This window comes from Vibrio furnissii CIP 102972 (assembly GCF_000176175.1).
In the GTDB taxonomy this organism is placed as follows: domain Bacteria; phylum Pseudomonadota; class Gammaproteobacteria; order Enterobacterales; family Vibrionaceae; genus Vibrio; species Vibrio furnissii.
On record NZ_ACZP01000013.1, the window covers coordinates 833874 to 852843 of the forward strand.

Sequence of the window (18970 nt, forward strand, 5' to 3'; positions counted from 1 at the left end):
GGCCAGCATGCAAATCCAACATCGAAATCTTGTCGGCCTTTTGGCGTTACTGCTCTCTTGGGTGGTGCATGCAGCCGAGCCAATCACCCTGAGCGAAAATGCTCAGACAAGTTTGTCGGTGGGGGAACAACAAATTACTCGCGTTGCGGTTGCCGACCCGAATGTTGCGACCATTGATGTTCTGAACAAAAACACCTTGCTCATTAACAGCCACAACGGGGGGAGCACGTCGTTATTGGTGTGGCTCAAAAACAGTCCATCGCCCAAAGCGTACCAACTCCACGTCGTGCCTTCGCTCGTCAGCACCACCAATGTCCAAGTACAGACCGACATTAAGGTGGTGGAAGTCAGTAAATCCGCGCTAAAAGAAGCGGGATTCTTTTTCGGCAAACAGTCTGGCAATACCACGTTTGGCATCGGCAACAATGCCGCCCTGAACGGCGGTAATTTTGCGGGCGAATTACTGTCAGGCAACAGCTTCTTGCCGCTGTCGAATGCGTTTAACGTCGTCATTGGTGATATGTCACGCGGCATTCTCAGCACCATCAGTGCGCTCAATGCCAATGGGTTTGCGTACACATTGGCAGAGCCGAGTCTCGTCACCATGTCTGGGCACACCGCCACCTTCTTAGCGGGCGGTGAATTCCCGTATCCCAAAGCGTCCAGCGATGGCGACATCACGATTGAGTTTAAAGAGTTTGGTGTTCGGTTGAACTTGTCACCAACGGTGATGAAAGATAACCGCATCATGCTGAAAGTCGCCCCCGAAGTCAGTGAGCTGAACTACAACAATGCGGTCAGCACCGGTGGCGTTTTAGTGCCCGGAATGAGCGTTCGACGCACCGACACCACGGTACAACTGGGAGATGGCGAAACCTTTGTCATCAGCGGACTCATCAGCAGCAGCACCATGAATAACTCCGACCGTTTTCCCGGCCTGGGTGACATTCCCATTCTTGGCGCTTTTTTCAGCTCTACACGGTTCGAAAAAAATGACAAAGAACTCATGATGGTTGTCACGCCTCACTTGGTCAAACCGATTGCGAAAGGTGCGACGTTACCGCCGCTTCCCGGAGAAATTTATCGCAATTATCGTCCGGATTTTTTTGAGTTGGTCTTTCTTCAAACCGAACCCGAAGATTTACCTGAAGACATCGGATTTTCCGATTAGAACGGAGGTTTCACCATGAAAGCCATGGACTGGTTAACGTCAATCAAAGAAACGAGCTATGAGCCGCTGAGCTTGGAACTCAAAGCCGAATTGCATCGCTTCGTTTTAGAGCGCATGGAAGATGACGGCTTGATCTTTGACATGTCATCGTCAGAACGCGCGAACTTGATGTTGCCGATTAGCCACTATATTGAGCACTATCTGGCCGCTGAACGAATCGAAAACCCACCGCCTCTCGACGTGCTCACCGCCGAACTTGTGGATGAAATGATGGGATACGGCCCCATTGAAAACTTACTGAAAGACAGCAGCATCAACGACATTTTAATCAATGGTCCCAAACACGTATTCGTGGAACGCAATGGCATTCTCGAACAAGTGAACCACCATTTTCTAAACGATGAACATGTGATTCGAGTCATTCGCCGCATGATATCGCCGCTAGGTCGGCGTATTGATGAGTCCAATCCCATGGTTGATGCTAGGTTACCCGATGGCAGCCGTATCAATGCCATTATTCCACCACTGGCTTTGGATGGTGCCTGTCTATCTGTGCGCAAATTCAAGCAGGATATTCTTTCCGAAGAATTTCTGATTGCAAACGGTACATTGTCAGCGGAGATGCTGACATTTTTGAAGCGCTGCGTTCACTCCCGTTTGAATATTCTGATCAGTGGCGCGACCGGCTCCGGTAAAACCACGTTGCTCAACGTGCTCAGCCAATACATCAACGACCACGAACGCGTTGTGACGATAGAAGATGCCGCGGAATTACAACTGCGTAATGGCCACGTGGTTCGCTTGGAAACTCGCCCACCCAATTCAGAGGGCGCTGGCGAAGTCACCGCACGTGAACTGCTCAAAAATGCGTTACGTATGCGCCCAGACCGAATCATCTTAGGGGAAAGTCGCGGAGGGGAAGTGCTCGACATGCTGCAAGCCATGAACACAGGCCACTTGGGTTCCATGAGCACGTTGCACGCCAACTCCCCCAAAGACGCCCTGCTGCGACTGGAAATGATGGTGACGCTCACTGGCTTTCGTTCCAGTGAAACCTTCATTCGTAAAGTCGTCTCATCGGCCATTGATATGATTGTTCAAGTCAGCCGTTTGCCCAGTGGCAAACGCGTCATTTCTGAAATTGTGGAAGTCGCGGATGTACAAGCCTCGCAAATCGAGACCAACACCCTCTATCAATTTATTCCTGCTCAACGTCAGTTCAAAGCGCTGAAAATGCCATCAGAAGAGCTGAATTTAAAAATTGAGGAGCAAATATGGTGAACAGTTATCTGCTCCTCGCCTGCGCATTTCTAGTCCCCGCTTACCTCTGTTTTGTCTGGTCGAAAAAAGTCTCGGCGCAACAGGCAGAATCGGCGCCATCGACGCTGTTACGCACCATCAGAACACACAAAACCGCGCAACATCACCCCATCACCGAACGCATGCTGCAACTCGGATTCAGCCGCTCACCACTCAAAAATACGCTACTATTAGGCGGCATTGTGTTACTGAGCGCGATGCTGGCCTCGCGATTTGGCCCCGTGGCATTTCCCGTCACATTGGTTCTGAGTGTGTTGATTGTCTTTGCAACCGCACAAATTCGCCGCAATAACATCAAGCTTCAACTGGTTCAGCAATTGCCGTCATTCGTTGAACAGGTCAATCGACGCATCAAAGTTGGTTTAAGTATTGCTCAAGCAGTTGAACAATCAGCCAGCGCCACCAACGCCCCTTTGAAAGATGTACTGCAACGTGTGATTCATCGCAAAGCGGTTGGCGTGGAACTCCAAGATGCATTTGAGAAAGAAAGCGTCGTCACGGGCGTGGTCGCATTTCATCTGTTGGGGTCCATTTTTAGCATCAACACACGCTACGGCGGCAGTATTACCGACTCATTAGAGAGTTTAGTCAAACTGTTACGCCAACAAGATCTCAGCCGTCGCGAACTCAAATCCATTACGGGGGAAACACGAATCACGGCGTGGGTGATTGGCAGCGCTCCATTGCTGGTGAGCGCCTACATGCTGACTCAAAACCCAGAGTTGCTGATCAACATGTGGTATTCCGAAGGCGGTCGACAAGCACTGATTCTGGGGATTTCGCTTCAGTTGCTGGGCATCATTCTGATCTGGCGAATGTTTCGCAGCTTGTGACCGGAGGCATGATGAACCCAATTTATCTATTTTTATTGTCTTTCGTGAGTTTGATTGGCGCGACTATTTGTTATGCGCTGTCTCTGAAATCGGTTGGCCATTCAGTCACCCCGTCAAGCGCGAGCAAATTGTTCTCTTATTCCAAAGAAAGTGTCCTGCGCCATTCACAGAAATGGTGGGGAAAATCGAAGCAAGATCATCACAAAACGTTGTCACAAGTTGTGTTGAATATGCGTCAAGCAGGCTACATCAGCGGCCGCCAGCAAATCTTATGTCTGTTTAAAATGTTTCTTGTTTGGAGTGGCCTGTTCCTTATTTTGACCGGCCAGCAGTATCTATTTTCCAGCTCCATAGAACGTACATTTCTTTACTATGCGCTGTTTATGGCCATCGGAGCCTTGGTGTCCATACGTTGGATCCGCATGCAGGCCAATCGACGAGCCAAAATTATCGATGAAGAGATGCTGACCGCCGTGCACATGATGGCAATTTTGTGGCAAGTCGGACTATCCCTTGAACGCCTGCTCAAAACCTACCACCAAGAAGCCAGCGATCTCACGCCGGAGATGAACAAAGACATTGCGTTGATCATCGCCAGAATCGACGCCGGACAAAACCGTGAATGGGTCTTTCGCGATATGGCGACATTGACGCTCTCCACCGGTTTTCAAGATTTGCTTTCCATGCTGTCCCAAGGGTCTGAAACCGGCGGCGGATTGAAGAAATCGTTTCAATCATTGGCGGATCTATTGTACGAACGCAAACGCGTCGCGCTACAGGAAAAAGTGACCAAAATGTCGGGGAAAATATCGGTAACCATGATGGCATTGATGTTCCCTGCTCTGTTTATCATTCTAGGCGGCCCGGCGGCATTGGCTTTAATGGCCGCCTTTGGAGGTTAAATGAAACTCTGGCTATCCCCTTTGATAGTGATGCTTTCCGCGTGTTCCTCCCCGCCGAAAGATGTCAATTACGCCCAAGCCCCCGGTTTATGTGATGAGCAATTTTCACAATCCGTTGGTATGCAAATCTCGATGGCGCAACAAGCCTTCGCTAATCAAAACTATTACTCCTCACTTGCCATGCTGCAAAAAATTGAAGGGACGTACATCACCAAAACCGCCTTGGAAGCCAAGGCACTGCTCAAAACCAATCAATGGGATGAAGCAAACAAGAAGTTTACCGGGCTGCTCAATACGTGCTTAAAGGGCCAAGCTGCCCACGGTTTAGGCCTGCTGACGGCCTACCAGAAAAAATACAAAGAAGCAGGCCATTGGTTGAGATTCGCTGTCGACATGGAACCCGCAGATTCGAATATTCGCAACGACTACGGCTTTTACATGTTGCTGGTCGATGAAGTTGAGGTGGCCAAAAAAGAGTTTCTCACCGCATTGGAACTCAACCCCAATAATCATCGGGCAGCCAAGAACCTCTGGCTGGCACTGGCCCGCAATAACGATTTAAGAGCCGCAGAAAGCCTCACCCGACGTTATGGTTGGGATCATCTTGAAAGCCAGAAACTGGCCAATGCCCTCAACAACTTCAATCCCATTCAAAGCATGGAGAACGACGAATGAACACACCCGCGATCTTAGTCGTCACGCTACTCTGTTCCACCACAGTGTACGCCAATCCCAAAAATCCAGAAAAGGCGGAATTTAAGCTGCCCGAAGTTCAGGAAACCCAAATCTGGCTCAAGATTCAGCGTGAGAACATGATGGCCACCCGCTATCAAGACACCCTCTCTCCCGAAGCTGCACAGGCTGCCCAGCAACGTGTTTTGAAAAGTTATTCACATCCGTTACCCGATAAATTTATTCAAAGTAACTTCGGTGAAAAATAATGGGGCGCAAGCATCGAGCGAAAGGCGCGGTCACCCTCTGGTTGGCGGCGTCATTGCTGAGCCTTGTCATCTTTGCTTCCGTTGCGCTAGACACCGCACGGTTGGTCTATCAGCGCCAGCAGCTACAATCTGTGGCGGATCTGGCCGCCACTGAAGTCGGCTTACAAAACCCCTATTACCTCGATGACCGCCAAAAAGAAGCGATCCTTGACCGCTTAACCGCACGGTTTTCAGGAAAAGTTGATACATTAACCATCGATTATGGCACAGCGAAAATTATCAATAAGATGTGGGTCGTGGATACCGGCTCAACACCAGACAATGGCTACCCTGCAGCCAAAGTCACCGTGACGAAAACCGTGCCTCAAAGTTTGGTTGCCGGCGGCTTGTTTAATTCAAACAGCATGACACTATATGCGGAAGCCGCCATTCAGAAAGCAGGCACGATTAGATTTGGCCTCGGTTCACGTACCTTAAGTACCGCGGAGGATGCGGGCTTTCTTAACAGCATATTCAACGCCACATTGGGCACGTCGTTGGCTTTAGATATCGCCAGCTACAATGGTTTGGCAAACAGCTCGATTGAACTCGGGAGGTTGCTCAATGTTCTGGCGGTTGATTTGGGCGTGGGTTCCAACGAGGAAGTGCTTGAAAGCAACATCTCTTTGCTCGATTTACTCAAGACCTACTTAAATGTGCTAAGCAATAATGATGCTTTCCCCGATGGGCTCAACATGATCATCAATGAGCTTTCGGTGGCAGAGACAGTGCCCGACATCAGGCTCGCCGATATTCTTCGCTTGTCTGAAAGCAATACTGATGGCGCAGCACTGGAAACCTCATTGAATGCGCTGACGTTAATTAAGTCCTCGATTTATGCATCCAACAACAATCATTTTGTTCACGTGCCAACCTCAAGCCTCGACATCCCAAACATCACGAGCCTCAGCTTCGAGACCAATATCATCTCCCCACCGTCTTTCACGATCGCGACGCTCCCAGTTGTTGAAGGGCATGAACCGACCGCCACCACGTCCCAAGTGGCGTTGCAACTTTCAGCAGAGATCCTCACTGACAGCGTTTTAGATCCCGTACTCGGTGTACTGGATAACCCACTACTCGGGCTGACACTCAGTATTGAACCCGTGAGCATCAATGTTGAAGTTGCCAAAGCAAGTGCGACTCTCACCGACGTGATGAGAACGAGTGATGGCATGACTGGGATCGTGACGGCCGATAGCCCATTGATTGGCATTCAGGTAGCGCCATTGCAGATCCAAGTCAATTTAACCGTACTGGGCATCCCTACCACGCTCGGACTTGAAGCAACCGTCACCATCGAAAATACGACCCAAGATCCGCCAGCCTATTCGATTGTCATCCCCAGCAAGGATAAGACGGTCATCGATAATAATCCGCAGTTTACGACGGATGTTGAGGTCGGATTACAGACAGGAGTTGTAGACGTTTCGATTCTTAACCCGCTCTTGAGCACGTTATCTACTGCTCTTGACCCGATCGTTTCAGCGCTCCTATCAGACGCGGTATTACCTATTTTGGACAACTTAGATATTCATGTCGGCGGTGCGGATCTTTGGGTGGAGAGCATCCAATCTTCCTCGTCCGGGTTGATTCTATAACGGCTAGCCTTATCTCAATACGTTTGTAAACACAATGAGAGAATGATAAGTATTTTCAACTGTGCTACATTAGCGGCACGGGCATGGAAACGAACAGAAAGAATCAATGAATAGCAAGAAAGCACTGAAAAAATTAAAAAAAGCCGTCATCAACGGTCAGCTGACCGGCTCCAAAAAACAACTCCGCGCATTGGAGAAGCAGCCTGGCGCTCATCGCCCGTCGACACAACATGCCACATCAGGCAACCAACCGAGGCTCACGGAAGAAGTCAAAACGGTTGCAAACCAAGCACTGATGCAAGCGGCGAATGAACTCATCGCGCCGCTCAACCCGCTACTTTCTTGGTTTGGCGGCATTAACGTGAGTGGCGGCGTGACATCGGCATCGCCTCGCAGCAACGTGTCTGCTATCAAACAATCGGCAAATGATGCGTCCCCCATCTTTGCAATCAAATCAGTCGGCCATTTGCCGCTTAAATCCCCGCCATGCAAGCGCTGCCCGGCACTCTCAAACGGCATCTGTAAGTGCGCCGCGAAAAAATTTAGTCTCAGTGCGTAAACGATTCAAACTTTCTCCGCTCGATCAAAAAAGGCCCAACCAATATCGGTTGGGCCTTTTTGTGTCCGCTCGGCACGCGTCACGCTAAATTCATCACGGTTCGACTAATCGTCGGCCCCACTAAGCGCGTCAACGCGATGCCCGTTAATCCTTTCACTAAACTCTTTGTGCCCGTCACCATCGCTTTTTCAATAAACGAGGGAGTCTCACTACTTTGTGTCCAATGATGGCTTTCTAATATTTCTAATAGGCTTTCACAATCAAGCTCTGCATGATCAAAACAGATCGCAACAGAACCCGCATATTTTTGATGTTTAATTGAGCGAATCGCGTCAATATCTTTCAACTGATCAATCAACTCGCCCACTTCGTTTGGATTATTTTTAATGTAGTCAGAACGAACCCTAAGCCTCTGATTTGTTTTATGAATATAAGTGTTCATATTAACGCCAATCCAAATGATAACAATTATTATTTTCAACGTTAGCATCAAAATTGATTTAGCGCAAAGCATTTGTAGTTAATTGCCCCTCGCTGCGAATTGTTCGCTGAGATAACAAGAAGTTACCTTATAATTTTTTTATGAAATCGTACGTTGATCAGGCCTTAAAACTAAGAAAATGGGTATCGATTGGCCACCATATCCCAGGAAGAGTAAGACTCAAATACAAGCTTGGTATTGTGGCGCATCTGGCGAAGTTCCGTGCTGGCGACATCGAACAAGCCATCGCTTCGATTCCAGCGTTTAAGCACTATCAGTTGAACAATGTGACGGGCAGTATCCTCATTGAATACGATGCTGCAACCATCAACCCTCAGTCCATTGAGGCATTGTTTTCGGAGTCTGACCAAGTCGCAGAACAGGCGTGTTACGCCATCGCTGAGCAATTAGACCTAAATGGAGAACGGTCATGAGTGACTCATTGAACAATGCAAATCCATACGAAGCCTATGTGAGGGCAATGATGGCGATGCAGCAGGAGATGATGAATGCGTATATGACAAGCATTCAAAACGGCGAGCAGCCCCCGATGATGCCGCCTCAAATGAACATGATGCCCGCGTTCCCCCATCCTGCATTTTGTCATCCTTATCAAATGCCACCGATGGGCACGCCATTTCCCCCGCACATGATGCCGCCACCGCCAAGCTGGCCACATCCGGGCATGACACAATCCCCTTCTCAACCTCAACACCCACCACAACCGCCTGAAACATCAGAAAGCGATCCATTATTCGAGCAGGCACAAGCGATGCTCGACGGCGCTCTCGGTGAAGAAGCGGGTATGTTTAAAGAGATATTAGGAACTTTCGGTATGAACGATAAAGAGTTTTGGAAAGGCGCTATGGTCGGCGCAGCGGCTGCACTTCTATTAAGCAATGAGAACGTGCGTGGCAAACTCATGGGTTTAGTCTCCGGCGCGGGAGACCTACTTAAATCTGGCGGTTCGAGCGTCAAAGAAGGCGCGGTGCATACAGCAAGCGCGGTGAAAGACAATGTGTCGACAGGCAGCGAGATTTTCAAAGACACCTATGCGGCGGGTAAACAAGGCTTCAAAGAGTCCGTGAAGCGACATCAAACCGAGACACACGCCGAGGATGCACCGGGAGAAGATACCCAAGGTGACGACAGCCAACGCACGCTCAAAGAACATGAGTAACTCAGCCAATAAACTCAGTTCTGCCAATCGCGCCATGATCGTTGGTGCGATTGCAGGGGGTAGCGCCACCATCGCCAGCCAGTGGAAAGAGCACAAAGCGGGCCATATCGAGACTCAGGATATGGCCGCGAATGCAGCGAAATCAGCGCTAAAAACGGCGGCCATTGCGGGCGTCACCACCTATGTCGCAGAACAAATGGCCGGACGCCCTGCGCTTTCTCTGCTGACCATTCTCAGCGTCGGCGCAGCGGGTCTTTACCTGATGGATCAAGTTTCGGAATCTAAAGATGAACAATAACAACCCCTATTACGGTTACCCTTATTACGGCTATCCTCAACAACCCAACCCAGCGGCCGATCCACAGCAACCGCAACAGACAGCAGAACAGCCCTACCAAAAGCAAAACACCAAAACCCATTTTATGATGGGCTTGGCAGCCGGTGCCGCCGTCGCTTATTTGTTGACCAATAAGAAATTTCAACAAAGTGTTGCGACCACAGGTGAAAAAGCGTGGTCAGCTGTTCGAGGTGAAGTTGAAGAGCTAAAAGAGCGCTTGGAAGATACACAAGCCGAGCTAGAATACTACCGTAACTTATGTAAAGGCGAAGAATGATCGCGATTCTGGTCAAGCACCATTTCCCTGGCCGGATCCGTTTCAAAGCACCTGCGCTGAGACATCATCAAGATGTGGGGACTTGGATTGAATCCAGCCTCATGGCTATTCAAGGCATCAGCGCGGTGCGCGTCAACGAATCGGCTCAGTCGGTTGTGGTGGAATATGACACCCAATTGCTGCAAGCAAACATCGTGGAAGCGCGTTTAAACCAACTTGACTTGAACGAAGCGACACAAGAAAAGACCGAACACAAATTTACCCGTGGCGATGTCGCATTAAACGTCATCGGCACCATCGCGGCAGCATTATTGCCCAATAAATGGGGCGCGCTGTCCACGGCAACCTTGATTGCGCCGACCCTGTTTGAAGGCATCAACGATCTCCGAGACAAAACGGTTTCGGTCGAAGTGTTAGATGCAATTGCCGTGGGGCTATCAGCCTGGCGCGGGGATTATCGTACGGCGATGATGACGCAAAGTCTCATCAGCTTAGGCGAATATATGGAGCAAAAAACTTGCCGAAATAGCGATCAACTGTTGGCTGATTTAATGCGGCCTCAAGAATCGATCGTATGGCGAGTGGATGGCACAGAGCGCACACAAGTCAATTCATCAACCTTAACCGTTGGCGATATCATTGAGCTCGCTCCCGGCGTCTCGATTCCGGTCGACGGCACCATCGTCAAAGGTGCAGCGCTGATTAATCAATCCTCATTGACTGGGGAAAACGTCCCAGTCCGTCGTGAACAAAGCGCTGTCGTGTACTCTGGGACCAGTGTGCATGAAGGCACCATTCAGGTTCGTGTCGACAAAGTGGGTAGCGAAGCCACCACGGCAAAAATTGCCAAGCTGATTTATGACTCGCTCAGTGAAAAGAGTGAAATTCAACAAGTCACGCAAGACATGGCGAACCGCCGCGTAAAAATCACCTTGGGTATTGGGGCGGCCGTATTTGCCTTAACACAAGACTTAAACCGCGTTGCCTCGGTGTTCTTGGTTGACTACTCATGTGCATTAAAACTCAGCACACCGGTCACATTCAAATCCATCATGTACCGTGCAGCCCAGCAAGGAATCTTGTTTAAGGGCGGCAGTGCGATAGAGAAACTCGTCAACGTCGATACCTGCGTCTTTGACAAAACGGGAACCCTGACGCACGGAGATATGCAAGTCACTGATGTGATTCCATTGTGTGACACCAACTCTGCACGCGACTTACTCGCCATTGCCGCGTCTGTCGAAGAGCACAGCAACCATCCCTTGTCTCAAGCGGTGGTCAACGCAGCGAAACACAACCAACTGCCACATATCGAGCACGGCGAAGTTGAGTACGTGATTGCCCATGGTCTCAAGAGCACCATGAACAATCACGAACTGGTGATGGGCAGCCGACACTTCTTAGAAGTGCACGAGCAGGTCGATTTCACGCCCTTTGAGACGGTGATCGAAAGCTACGAGGCACAAGGGCGCCATTTGGTGTTCATCTCGCATCAAAACCGACTGATTGGCATGATTGGCTTGCGCGATCACCTGCGGGAAGATGCGCGGGACACCTTAAACGCCCTGCGCCAATTTGGGGTCAAAGAGCTGATCATGATCACCGGAGACAGCCAATATAAGGCCAATATTCTCGCAGATGAGTTGAAGTTAGACCGCGTCTTTGCCGAAGCCGTGCCTGCCGAGAAATCCACCATCGTCGAAGCGCTTCAATCCGAGGGGCGTACCGTGATGTTTGTGGGGGATGGTGTGAATGATGCGCCCGCACTGACCATTGCAGACGTTGGCATTGCGATGGGGCGCGGCACCGAATTGGCTCGCCAAGTCGCCGATGTCGTGCTCTTGCGCGATCAACTCTACGGGCTTGCCGAAGCGCGAGAGCTGGCCAATATTGCGATGAGCGTGATTAACTCCAACATCAAAATTGCGGAATACGTCAATAGCGGCATCATGTTGGCAGCTGCGCTGGGGTGGCTCAACCCAACGATGAGCGCCCTTCTCCATAACGGGACGACGCTCTCCATTCTCAGCCGTTCTGCGCGCCTCAAGTACAAGTAAGCGCCGCTCGCTCAGTTGACGACTCAGCTGATTCGACAACACGTTCGATGGCGATTTAGAAAAAAAAAGGCCACCTTGGGAGCAAGGTGGCTAAGGAGACTATAAAAAGCCTAACAAGAACGAGAATGTATCGATCTTATTAATGCCATTTGCGTGCCAACTTTTGAAATTAATTTAAGTTATTGATTTTAAATATAAACAACTTTTCAACGCAAAATAGAGTGATGACTCCAAAGGGGTAGCCGACCCAAAATTGTGCTCTATGCACCAAAATTAGTCGAAAATTAGGTAAGGTTTACCTTCAACTTCGACGCGCTTCACAGAAGTTTCAAACACTTGAGCCAGATGTTGCTCCGTGAGCACGTTTTGTGGCGTGTCGACGCAGTGCACGATGCCTTGACTCAGCAACAATACTTGATCGGCATGACGCAGAGAACGGTTGAGATCGTGATTGGCCATGATCACCGTGATGCCCTGCTTGGACACCTGCTGAATCAACGCATACAACAGCCCTTCTTGCGCGATATCTAACGGCGCAGCCGGTTCATCGAGAATCAGCAGTTTGGCGTAAGGGTTGAGCGATGGCCAAATTTGCAAACAACTGCCCGCAAGACGCACGCGTTGCCATTCGCCGCCCGATAAATGATGGATGGGACGATGCAGCTTGTCTTTAATGTTGAGCAGCGTGGTGATTTGGCGGATGGCCTGATTGACCTCATCCCCCTTTTCTGCCGCGCAGGCTGGCAACGACAACGCGAGATATTGAAACACATCCAGATTGAATGCGGGCTTTTCGCTCTGCGACAAATAAGCACGATGCAGCGCCAACTCACTCAACGTGGCAGTACGCACATCCACGTCGCCGATCTGAATGTCGCCCTCACTATCTAAAACGCCCGAAAGCGCGGCCAGTAAGGTGCTTTTGCCACTGCCATTTGGACCAACCACATGCAAGATTTCGCCCGGCTTGCAGGTGAACGACAATGGCAATAGGCGTGATTCGACACGCAAGCTGTTAATGCGAATCATGGCTCTTTACCAACATCCAGATGAAAATAGGCGCGCCGAGCGTGGTGGTCACCACCCCCAGTGGCAGCTCTGCTGAATCCAACGCGAGCCGCGCAATGGTATCGGCAAAAACCAAGAGCAGTGCGCCACAAATGGCAGACAGTGGCAGCAACATGCGGTTTTCTGTCCCCAGAGCCAAGCGCAGCAAATGTGGTACTACCAAGCCGACAAAACCAATCACGCCGCCCAGCGCCACAGCCGCACCTACCAGCACCGACACCGCGAGGATCAGTTTCCAGCGCAGGGCGATCACATCCACCCCCAGCTGTTTGGCGTGGGTTTCACCGAGCATTAATTTATCCAGTGTTCTGCCTTGCATCACCAGCCACACCATCACGGGAATGGCGACAAGCGACAACGTGTGTTGATACCAACTTGCCCCGCCGATACTGCCCATCAGCCAATACATCAGTTGGCGCAAGCTCAAATCATCACTGAAATAGAATGCCCACGTCACGACCGACCCAGACAAGATCCCCAGCGCCACTCCCACCAATAACAAGCGCGTGGTCGTCAGGTGCATCGCTTTGGCAATTGAAACCAGCAGCAACGTAAATACCAGCGATCCGGCAATCGCCGAGAGCATAAACCCGACTGGGGTCGCGGCGGCTGGAAAGAAAAACAGCAAAATCACCATCGCCACACTAGCCCCACCGGAAATGCCGATGATTCCGGGCTCTGCAAGCACGTTCCCAAGCAAGACTTGCAGCGTTGCGCCAGACACCGCCAGCGCGGCACCAATCACAATCGCGGCGAACAAACGAGGCAAACGTAGTTCGACCACCAATTGCTGTTCGAGCGGAGAAAGGGGTGAAAAAGGCGAGATAAAGATTTCACCGACCATCACATAGGCGGCACTGGCTACCCCAAGTAAAACCAACATGATGAGCGCAGCACGCTGCCAACGGCGCTGTTTTTGTAATAGAAGCTGACTAAAATCCATGCAGTACTCAGGTTAATGATCGGCGCCAGAAAGAAGATTGGCCTAACCATAACGTTAAGCCAATCAAATAGAAAGTGTTAGTTGCCCCGCATCATTGGGGTTGCGCAGACCTTAATCGTAGACCAGTTGATCGTCTTCGTAGCGTGTATCCACGGTGCAGACCATCAACGCTGCGCGCTGGCCAATGGCGACATGTCGATTCGGAAACACAATCGCCTCGCCTTCATTTTTCGCCATCAACGGCTTGTCGCCATCGTGACCAAACACTTCACCATGCATAAACGAAGTGAAGTTTTCGACGTCGTCGCCAAAGCGGAAATCAAAATCGTCATGTAAACGCACAATGGTGCGACTGACGCGATACATAATGGTTTTTTTCGACAGGTGTTCACAGGCACTGCGCGCGACCAGATTGTGCAGCGCCAAATCAAATGCCACCAGACGTTTGAGGTTGTTTTCACCCAGACGAGCCACCTGCCCCAGCTCCATCGTTAACGCTTGGGCACCAAAGTGCTCTGCGCTATACCAACTAAACGTGCTCGAAGGCGCATTGGACAACATCACCGCTTCCACGTGTGCCGCTTCAACAAAATCCATCAGCGCGTGGCTGCGCACAGCGTGACGCGCTTTAGGGCTGACGGCGAATGAATAATGTTTGGATTGGCGAATCGCGCAATGCAGATCCAGATGCCAACGCGACAACATCGGCGTTTCTGCATAGAAGTCTTGCACATGAATTTTAAGCCGGTCGGCAATCGCCAGCTCTTCACTCGAATCGTGCGGCTTGTCATCAAACAGGCGATTCAGGTTCACATCGATAAAGCGGGTATGTTGATTGGTCGCTTTCGGATGCGCAATGATCAGCAGCAAGCGTTCTTGAACCGGTTGGAAGCCAGAAATGATGTCATCCACCAGCTTATCCACCAACTCCATCGGCGCCGTTTCGTCACCATGAATACCACAAGAAATGACAATATGACGGGTTGATTTGTCCTGCGAAGCTGGCAGCACTTCTAACACACCGCGATCGTGCAATTTCAGTGTGATACCCGCTGCGGTTTGTATTTCTCCGCGCGTCACAGATTGCTCGAGATCTAAACTGTCAAAAAGAAAAGATTGGCGAAAGAGGGACTTCGTCATGCGCTACTCCTTTATTGCACAGCGGCTATGTTAAAGAATTGTACTGCCAAATTATGTTGGAACGATCCCACTTATCAAGACCGGTCCAACCCAACTCACAAGGGAAATATTTGCCGTACGACACCCTTTAACTCACGCGCCCACCATCATGTTTAAGTACTGATGTTTCAAGTACTGATGGATGAATCGATAACTAACGGCGGATTCTACCACTAACCACTTCAGATACTCTATATTCAATTAGTTCAGTGGCTTATCTTTGAGTTCAATTCCGATGTTCCTCACACTCACAAACGGCGTCGGCGCGGGGAAGATGTCCAATTGCGTCAACGTTTGATTGCCAATGGCCAACGACGAATACCAACGCGGATTGCGCCAATCGGTGTGCAGCACATGCGCCAGTAACAAACGAATCGTGCCGCCATGCGTGATGATCAAAGTGTTGTCCGGGCATGACGGCAACCTGCGCTGCCACGCTTGCGTGACGCGCCGATAGCAATCCGCCAACCGTTCTGCGCCGGGCAATGGCTGTTCTGCCGGAGACTGCCAAAATGCTTCAAGCATCGCCCAATGAGGCGCCAACGCGTCAAAGGGTTGTCCGTCGAACTCGCCAAAATGCATTTCACGAAAATCGGATTCAATGGCCACCGTCAGCGATGGGTTGAGCGCTTGCAGTTTGTGCGCTAAATCGGCGCAGCGACGCAGCGGTGAGGTGATGATGTGCGTAAAGCCGTGCGAGTTGAGCAACTGCGCCAGTTCATCTTGCACTTCATCAGCCACTGCAATATCGGTTGAACCGTTGAGCGCGGCCGGCCCCAGCGTTTTGGCGTGCCGCAACAAAAAGACGCGCTTCATCGTTGTCTCTTGACTCATCGCTGGCTCTTGATTCATGGGCTCCTCTTGATTCATAGATTCCCCTTGAGCGCCAGCGGCAAGCCCGCCGCAATGAGCGTCACGCTGTCGGCGTGTCGTGCAATCGCTTGATTCATCCACCCTGCGTGATCAACAAACAAACGCGACACTTCCCCCATCGGCACCACCCCAAGGCCAACTTCGTTTGAGACGAGCAGCACCGTGGCTTGCGTTTCAACCAATGCGTCTGTCAGCGCGGTAACGCGTGCTTCAATCGCCTGCGCATCAAGCGTTTCGCCATGGTTATAAATCACGTTGTTGAGCCACAACGTGAGGCAATCAACCAACACCACATCGCGACGTGTGAATTGAGCCAAGGTTTCCGCCAGCGCGATGGGCGCTTCGTGTTCACACCACGCATCGCCGCGCTGCGCCTGATGATGCAAAATGCGCTGCTGCATTTCGTCATCAAACGCAATCGCCGTCGCAACATAATGGCGTTGACTCTCGCCAAACGCAGCAAACTGCTTCGCTTTTTGTTCCGCAAAACTCGATTTACCGCTGCGCGCGCCCCCCAAGATCAGGTGAATGGTCATCCCACCAGCCCTCCGCTAACCGCAATGCCAGTGTGCAAGTACGCCAGCAACAACAAGTAGAGACTCAGTTCGATAATTTGTTGCGTGCCGCCCAAACAATCGCCAGTAAAACCGCCCAAGCGTTTCATCAGCCACTGTTTGAGCGCAACGCGAATGACCACGCACAGCGCAATGGCGCCCACCCAAACGTAGGCACTGAACCAAAGACAAGGAATTAGCCCCGTCACCAATAAGATCAGTAATTCATGGCGGCTTTGACGACTCGCCAGCGGCTTGGACTTGCTGCTATCGGGGTCAGAAACATAAGGCATGTCATAAATCAGTGAAGCTGCGACCGCGCGGCTTAGGGTATAACCCAGCAACCAAACGCTCACAAGCGACATCTGCTCCGCCAATGCACTCAAAAACAGAAATTTACCCAGCAGCGCCATCACCAGTGCCGACGCACCATACGTACCAATGCGGCTGTCTTTCATGATGATCAAGCGGCGCTCGACGGTCATGCCACCGCCGATGCCATCTGCCATGTCCGTTAAGCCATCTTCATGAAACGCTCCAGTCAGCAGCAAGCTCACGACCATGGTCAAAAAAACGCTGATCGCCGGCGAAAACAGATGACTCAGCAGCACGTACACCAGCGCACAAATGCCGCCCAATAACACGCCCACCAGCGCAAAATAACGGCCCGCTTGATTCATACGTTCACTGCTATAAGGCAATGACGCCGGTACCGGCAAGCGTGAGAAAAAGCTCACCGCCAGTAAAAAGAGTTGCCATTGATACAAAAGCGCCGCAGGCATTACACCGTCACTCCCGCTTCGGCAAAACTTGCCATGGTGTTATAAAACTCCGCCGCAGCGCGCAGCAGCGGGACGGCCAAGACCGCGCCGGTTCCTTCGCCAAGGCGCAATCCCAAATCCAGCAGCGGCTCGGCATCTAACAAATCCAGAACTGCGCGATGACCCGATTCGTGTGAGCGATGCGCAAAAATCATGACATCACGCGCCTTCGGCTCCAGCAACGTGGCCACATACGCGGCGACCGTCACGATAAAACCATCGACCAGCACAGGCGTATTGCGGCGTGATGCGCCCAAGAACGCACCCACCATTTGGACGATTTCAAAGCCGCCCACTTCCGCCAATATAGCTTCCACATCAAGGCCGTCGCAGCGCGCAACCGCCTGCGCCACCAACTGACGCTTTTTCTCAAACTGCTGCTCAGAAATCCCGGTGCCCATCCCCACACATTGCTCAGCAGACAACCCACTCAGCGCCGCCAGCAACGCCGCCGCACTGCTGGTATTGGCAATGCCCATCTCACCAAACATCACCAGATTGGACCCGCCATCAATGACGCGTTCGGTCAGATCCTGCCCCAGCGCCAACCCTTGCGTGACCTGCTCAGCGCTCATTGCCGCCTGATGAGCAAAGTTTTCGGTGCGCTCCCCTAAACGCTGCACCACGAAGTCCGGATGTTGCGCGTCGATGGGCAGCAGAATACCGGTATCCACTACTTTCATTGCCACTTGGTTGGCACGACAAAAACAGTTGATGGCGGCACCACCAGCGAGGAAATTGAGCACCATTTGCTGCGTCACCGCACTCGGCGCAATGCTGACGCCTTCATCGGCGATGCCATGATCGCCCGCAAACACCAACACCGTTGGTTGCTCTATCGCAATGTGCGTGACGGCGCTGCTTTGGCCTTGGCTTTGAATCAAGGCCAATTGATAAGCCACCTGCTCCAGTTGTCCTAAAGCACCAAGCGGCTTGGTTTTTTGGTCGATACGCTGCGTGATGGCATCGTGGAATGAACGGTCTAACATGAAAATGTCCTGATTAGTGTGGGCGTTGAATGGTAAAAGTTTTTTCGAGCGTGGCGTATTCGCCGCCGCCAAGACGAGACAGCGGATCCAGCGTCAACGCATCCACTGTCAGGCGATCGTCCTGCACGTTGAGGATGCGGTCATCGAGATACACCTGTTCGACCTTAGCAAACAGCAGCGTTTGTGGGGTCGCGCCTATCTCCTGCATTTCATAAAGTGTGCAGCCAAATGCCACCGGACATGCTGTGACGCGCGGAAGCGGAAAACCGTCGAAATCACTCAGTTCAATCCCGTTCGCCGTCACTTCCGATTCACCGTGGTCAAGTGTCGCAGCCGTTTGAGTGACGGCTTCCGCGAGGCCAACATCCGCAATGTGAATCACCAATTGGCCTCTTGCTTTGGCGTTGCGTGCGGTGTCTTTCACCTCGCCAGACGGCTTTTTGCCAATCGAAATCATCAGCAGCGGCGGATGACTCGACACCGCGGTAAAGTAAGAAAAAGGGGCAAGATTGAAGTTTTGGTCGGCCGATTCGGTCAACACCCAAGCGATGGGACGAGGAACGACCGTTTGTGTCATCAGATGGTAGATCGCCGAAGGATCCCACTGGCTGAAATCAATATACATGAGCTAGTCCGTAAGCTGGCAATGAGAGGAACGTGAATTCGTTTTGCAGTCTACCCGCAAACGATCTTGGATACCAAACTTTGCCGCTGCGTTGCGTGCATTTGCCGAAATGACGCTCAATAGATTGGCAAGTGCAGGTAAGCCATTGATCAATTTATACACTATACTTTTGGTACAGATGATGCAGGGCTGCACTATCATCCGCGATAACTCACAGCAA

General features: G+C 51.2%; 22 protein-coding genes. 13 read left to right on the forward strand and 9 right to left on the reverse strand.

What is annotated here, in order from left to right:
- The first annotated feature begins 7 nt into the window (after nucleotides 1–7).
- The 8 genes from VFA_RS07800 to VFA_RS07835 all read left to right on the forward strand — a co-directional run bounded on the left by VFA_RS07800 (nucleotide 8) and on the right by VFA_RS07835 (nucleotide 7366).
- A complete protein-coding gene (locus VFA_RS07800; RefSeq protein ID WP_004726171.1) occupies nucleotides 8–1171 on the forward strand; it encodes a type II and III secretion system protein family protein in 1164 nt (387 codons plus the stop codon).
- A 15-nt stretch (nucleotides 1172–1186) separates the two neighbouring features.
- Nucleotides 1187–2452, forward strand: a complete 1266-nt coding sequence (locus VFA_RS07805) for a CpaF family protein (RefSeq protein WP_004726172.1) — start codon at nucleotides 1187–1189, stop codon at nucleotides 2450–2452.
- Nucleotides 2446–3324: a type II secretion system F family protein gene (locus VFA_RS07810; protein ID WP_004726173.1), complete on the forward strand. Its 879-nt coding sequence runs from the start codon at nucleotides 2446–2448 to the stop codon at nucleotides 3322–3324. Before VFA_RS07805 ends, VFA_RS07810 begins: the two co-directional genes overlap by 7 nt.
- 8 nt (nucleotides 3325–3332) lie before the next feature.
- Nucleotides 3333–4226 (forward strand): type II secretion system F family protein, encoded by an 894-nt coding sequence (locus tag VFA_RS07815; protein WP_232281695.1) that lies wholly within the window; start codon nucleotides 3333–3335, stop codon nucleotides 4224–4226.
- Complete coding sequence (locus tag VFA_RS07820; protein WP_038151238.1) at nucleotides 4227–4901, forward strand: tetratricopeptide repeat protein; 675 nt, start codon at nucleotides 4227–4229, stop codon at nucleotides 4899–4901. It begins immediately after the preceding gene.
- Nucleotides 4898–5167, forward strand: a complete 270-nt coding sequence (locus VFA_RS07825; protein WP_004726176.1) for a DUF3613 domain-containing protein — start codon at nucleotides 4898–4900, stop codon at nucleotides 5165–5167. Before VFA_RS07820 ends, VFA_RS07825 begins: the two co-directional genes overlap by 4 nt.
- On the forward strand, nucleotides 5167–6807 hold the full coding sequence (locus VFA_RS07830) for a pilus assembly protein TadG-related protein (protein WP_004726177.1): 1641 nt from the start codon (nucleotides 5167–5169) through the stop codon (nucleotides 6805–6807). Before VFA_RS07825 ends, VFA_RS07830 begins: the two co-directional genes overlap by 1 nt.
- A gap of 106 nt (nucleotides 6808–6913) precedes the next feature.
- Nucleotides 6914–7366 carry a hypothetical protein gene (locus VFA_RS07835; protein ID WP_004726178.1) on the forward strand — a complete coding sequence of 151 codons (453 nt, stop codon included), beginning with the start codon at nucleotides 6914–6916 and terminating at the stop codon, nucleotides 7364–7366.
- 79 nt (nucleotides 7367–7445) lie between these two features.
- On the opposite strand, the gene VFA_RS07840 is transcribed toward VFA_RS07835, so the two are convergent.
- Entirely contained in the window at nucleotides 7446–7808 is a 363-nt protein-coding gene (locus VFA_RS07840; RefSeq protein WP_014205206.1) for an HMA2 domain-containing protein, read from the reverse strand.
- Between the two features lie 140 nt (nucleotides 7809–7948).
- Here VFA_RS07840 and VFA_RS07845 point away from each other — a divergent pair, with 140 nt between their 5' ends.
- The 5 genes from VFA_RS07845 to VFA_RS07865 are packed head-to-tail and all read left to right on the forward strand — an operon-like array spanning nucleotide 7949 to nucleotide 11698.
- Nucleotides 7949–8281 (forward strand): HMA2 domain-containing protein, encoded by a 333-nt coding sequence (locus VFA_RS07845; protein WP_172475405.1) that lies wholly within the window; start codon nucleotides 7949–7951, stop codon nucleotides 8279–8281.
- The gene (locus VFA_RS07850; RefSeq protein WP_038151239.1) at nucleotides 8278–9027 is read left to right on the forward strand and encodes a YtxH domain-containing protein; all 750 of its coding nucleotides are present in this window, start codon (nucleotides 8278–8280) and stop codon (nucleotides 9025–9027) included. The genes VFA_RS07845 and VFA_RS07850 overlap by 4 nt, the downstream gene beginning before the upstream one ends.
- Nucleotides 9020–9325 (forward strand): magnetosome protein MamC, encoded by a 306-nt coding sequence (locus VFA_RS07855; RefSeq protein WP_004726182.1) that lies wholly within the window; start codon nucleotides 9020–9022, stop codon nucleotides 9323–9325. The genes VFA_RS07850 and VFA_RS07855 overlap by 8 nt, the downstream gene beginning before the upstream one ends.
- Nucleotides 9315–9641: a YtxH domain-containing protein gene (locus VFA_RS07860; RefSeq protein ID WP_004726183.1), complete on the forward strand. Its 327-nt coding sequence runs from the start codon at nucleotides 9315–9317 to the stop codon at nucleotides 9639–9641. Before VFA_RS07855 ends, VFA_RS07860 begins: the two co-directional genes overlap by 11 nt.
- On the forward strand, nucleotides 9638–11698 hold the full coding sequence (locus VFA_RS07865; protein WP_004726184.1) for a heavy metal translocating P-type ATPase: 2061 nt from the start codon (nucleotides 9638–9640) through the stop codon (nucleotides 11696–11698). Before VFA_RS07860 ends, VFA_RS07865 begins: the two co-directional genes overlap by 4 nt.
- 273 nt (nucleotides 11699–11971) lie before the next feature.
- Here VFA_RS07865 and btuD read toward each other — a convergent pair whose 3' ends face one another.
- From btuD to VFA_RS07905, 8 genes are all read right to left on the reverse strand, one after another.
- Nucleotides 11972–12727 carry a vitamin B12 ABC transporter ATP-binding protein BtuD gene (btuD, locus tag VFA_RS07870; protein ID WP_004726185.1) on the reverse strand — a complete coding sequence of 252 codons (756 nt, stop codon included), beginning with the start codon at nucleotides 12725–12727 and terminating at the stop codon, nucleotides 11972–11974.
- The gene (btuC, locus tag VFA_RS07875; protein WP_004726186.1) at nucleotides 12714–13709 is read right to left on the reverse strand and encodes a vitamin B12 ABC transporter permease BtuC; all 996 of its coding nucleotides are present in this window, start codon (nucleotides 13707–13709) and stop codon (nucleotides 12714–12716) included. Before btuC ends, btuD begins: the two co-directional genes overlap by 14 nt.
- A gap of 111 nt (nucleotides 13710–13820) precedes the next feature.
- A complete protein-coding gene (locus VFA_RS07880) occupies nucleotides 13821–14849 on the reverse strand; it encodes a succinylglutamate desuccinylase (RefSeq protein WP_004726187.1) in 1029 nt (342 codons plus the stop codon).
- Nucleotides 14850–15089: 240 nt separating this feature from the next.
- Nucleotides 15090–15704 (reverse strand): histidine phosphatase family protein, encoded by a 615-nt coding sequence (locus VFA_RS07885; protein WP_038151444.1) that lies wholly within the window; start codon nucleotides 15702–15704, stop codon nucleotides 15090–15092.
- Nucleotides 15705–15754: 50 nt separating this feature from the next.
- A complete protein-coding gene (gene cobU / locus VFA_RS07890) occupies nucleotides 15755–16297 on the reverse strand; it encodes a bifunctional adenosylcobinamide kinase/adenosylcobinamide-phosphate guanylyltransferase (protein ID WP_004726189.1) in 543 nt (180 codons plus the stop codon).
- Entirely contained in the window at nucleotides 16294–17097 is an 804-nt protein-coding gene (locus VFA_RS07895) for an adenosylcobinamide-GDP ribazoletransferase (RefSeq protein WP_004726190.1), read from the reverse strand. The genes cobU and VFA_RS07895 overlap by 4 nt, the downstream gene beginning before the upstream one ends.
- Entirely contained in the window at nucleotides 17097–18125 is a 1029-nt protein-coding gene (cobT, locus tag VFA_RS07900) for a nicotinate-nucleotide--dimethylbenzimidazole phosphoribosyltransferase (protein ID WP_004726191.1), read from the reverse strand. The genes VFA_RS07895 and cobT overlap by 1 nt, the downstream gene beginning before the upstream one ends.
- 13 nt (nucleotides 18126–18138) lie before the next feature.
- The gene (locus VFA_RS07905; protein WP_004726192.1) at nucleotides 18139–18750 is read right to left on the reverse strand and encodes a flavin reductase family protein; all 612 of its coding nucleotides are present in this window, start codon (nucleotides 18748–18750) and stop codon (nucleotides 18139–18141) included.
- Nucleotides 18751–18970: the final 220 nt, after the last annotated feature.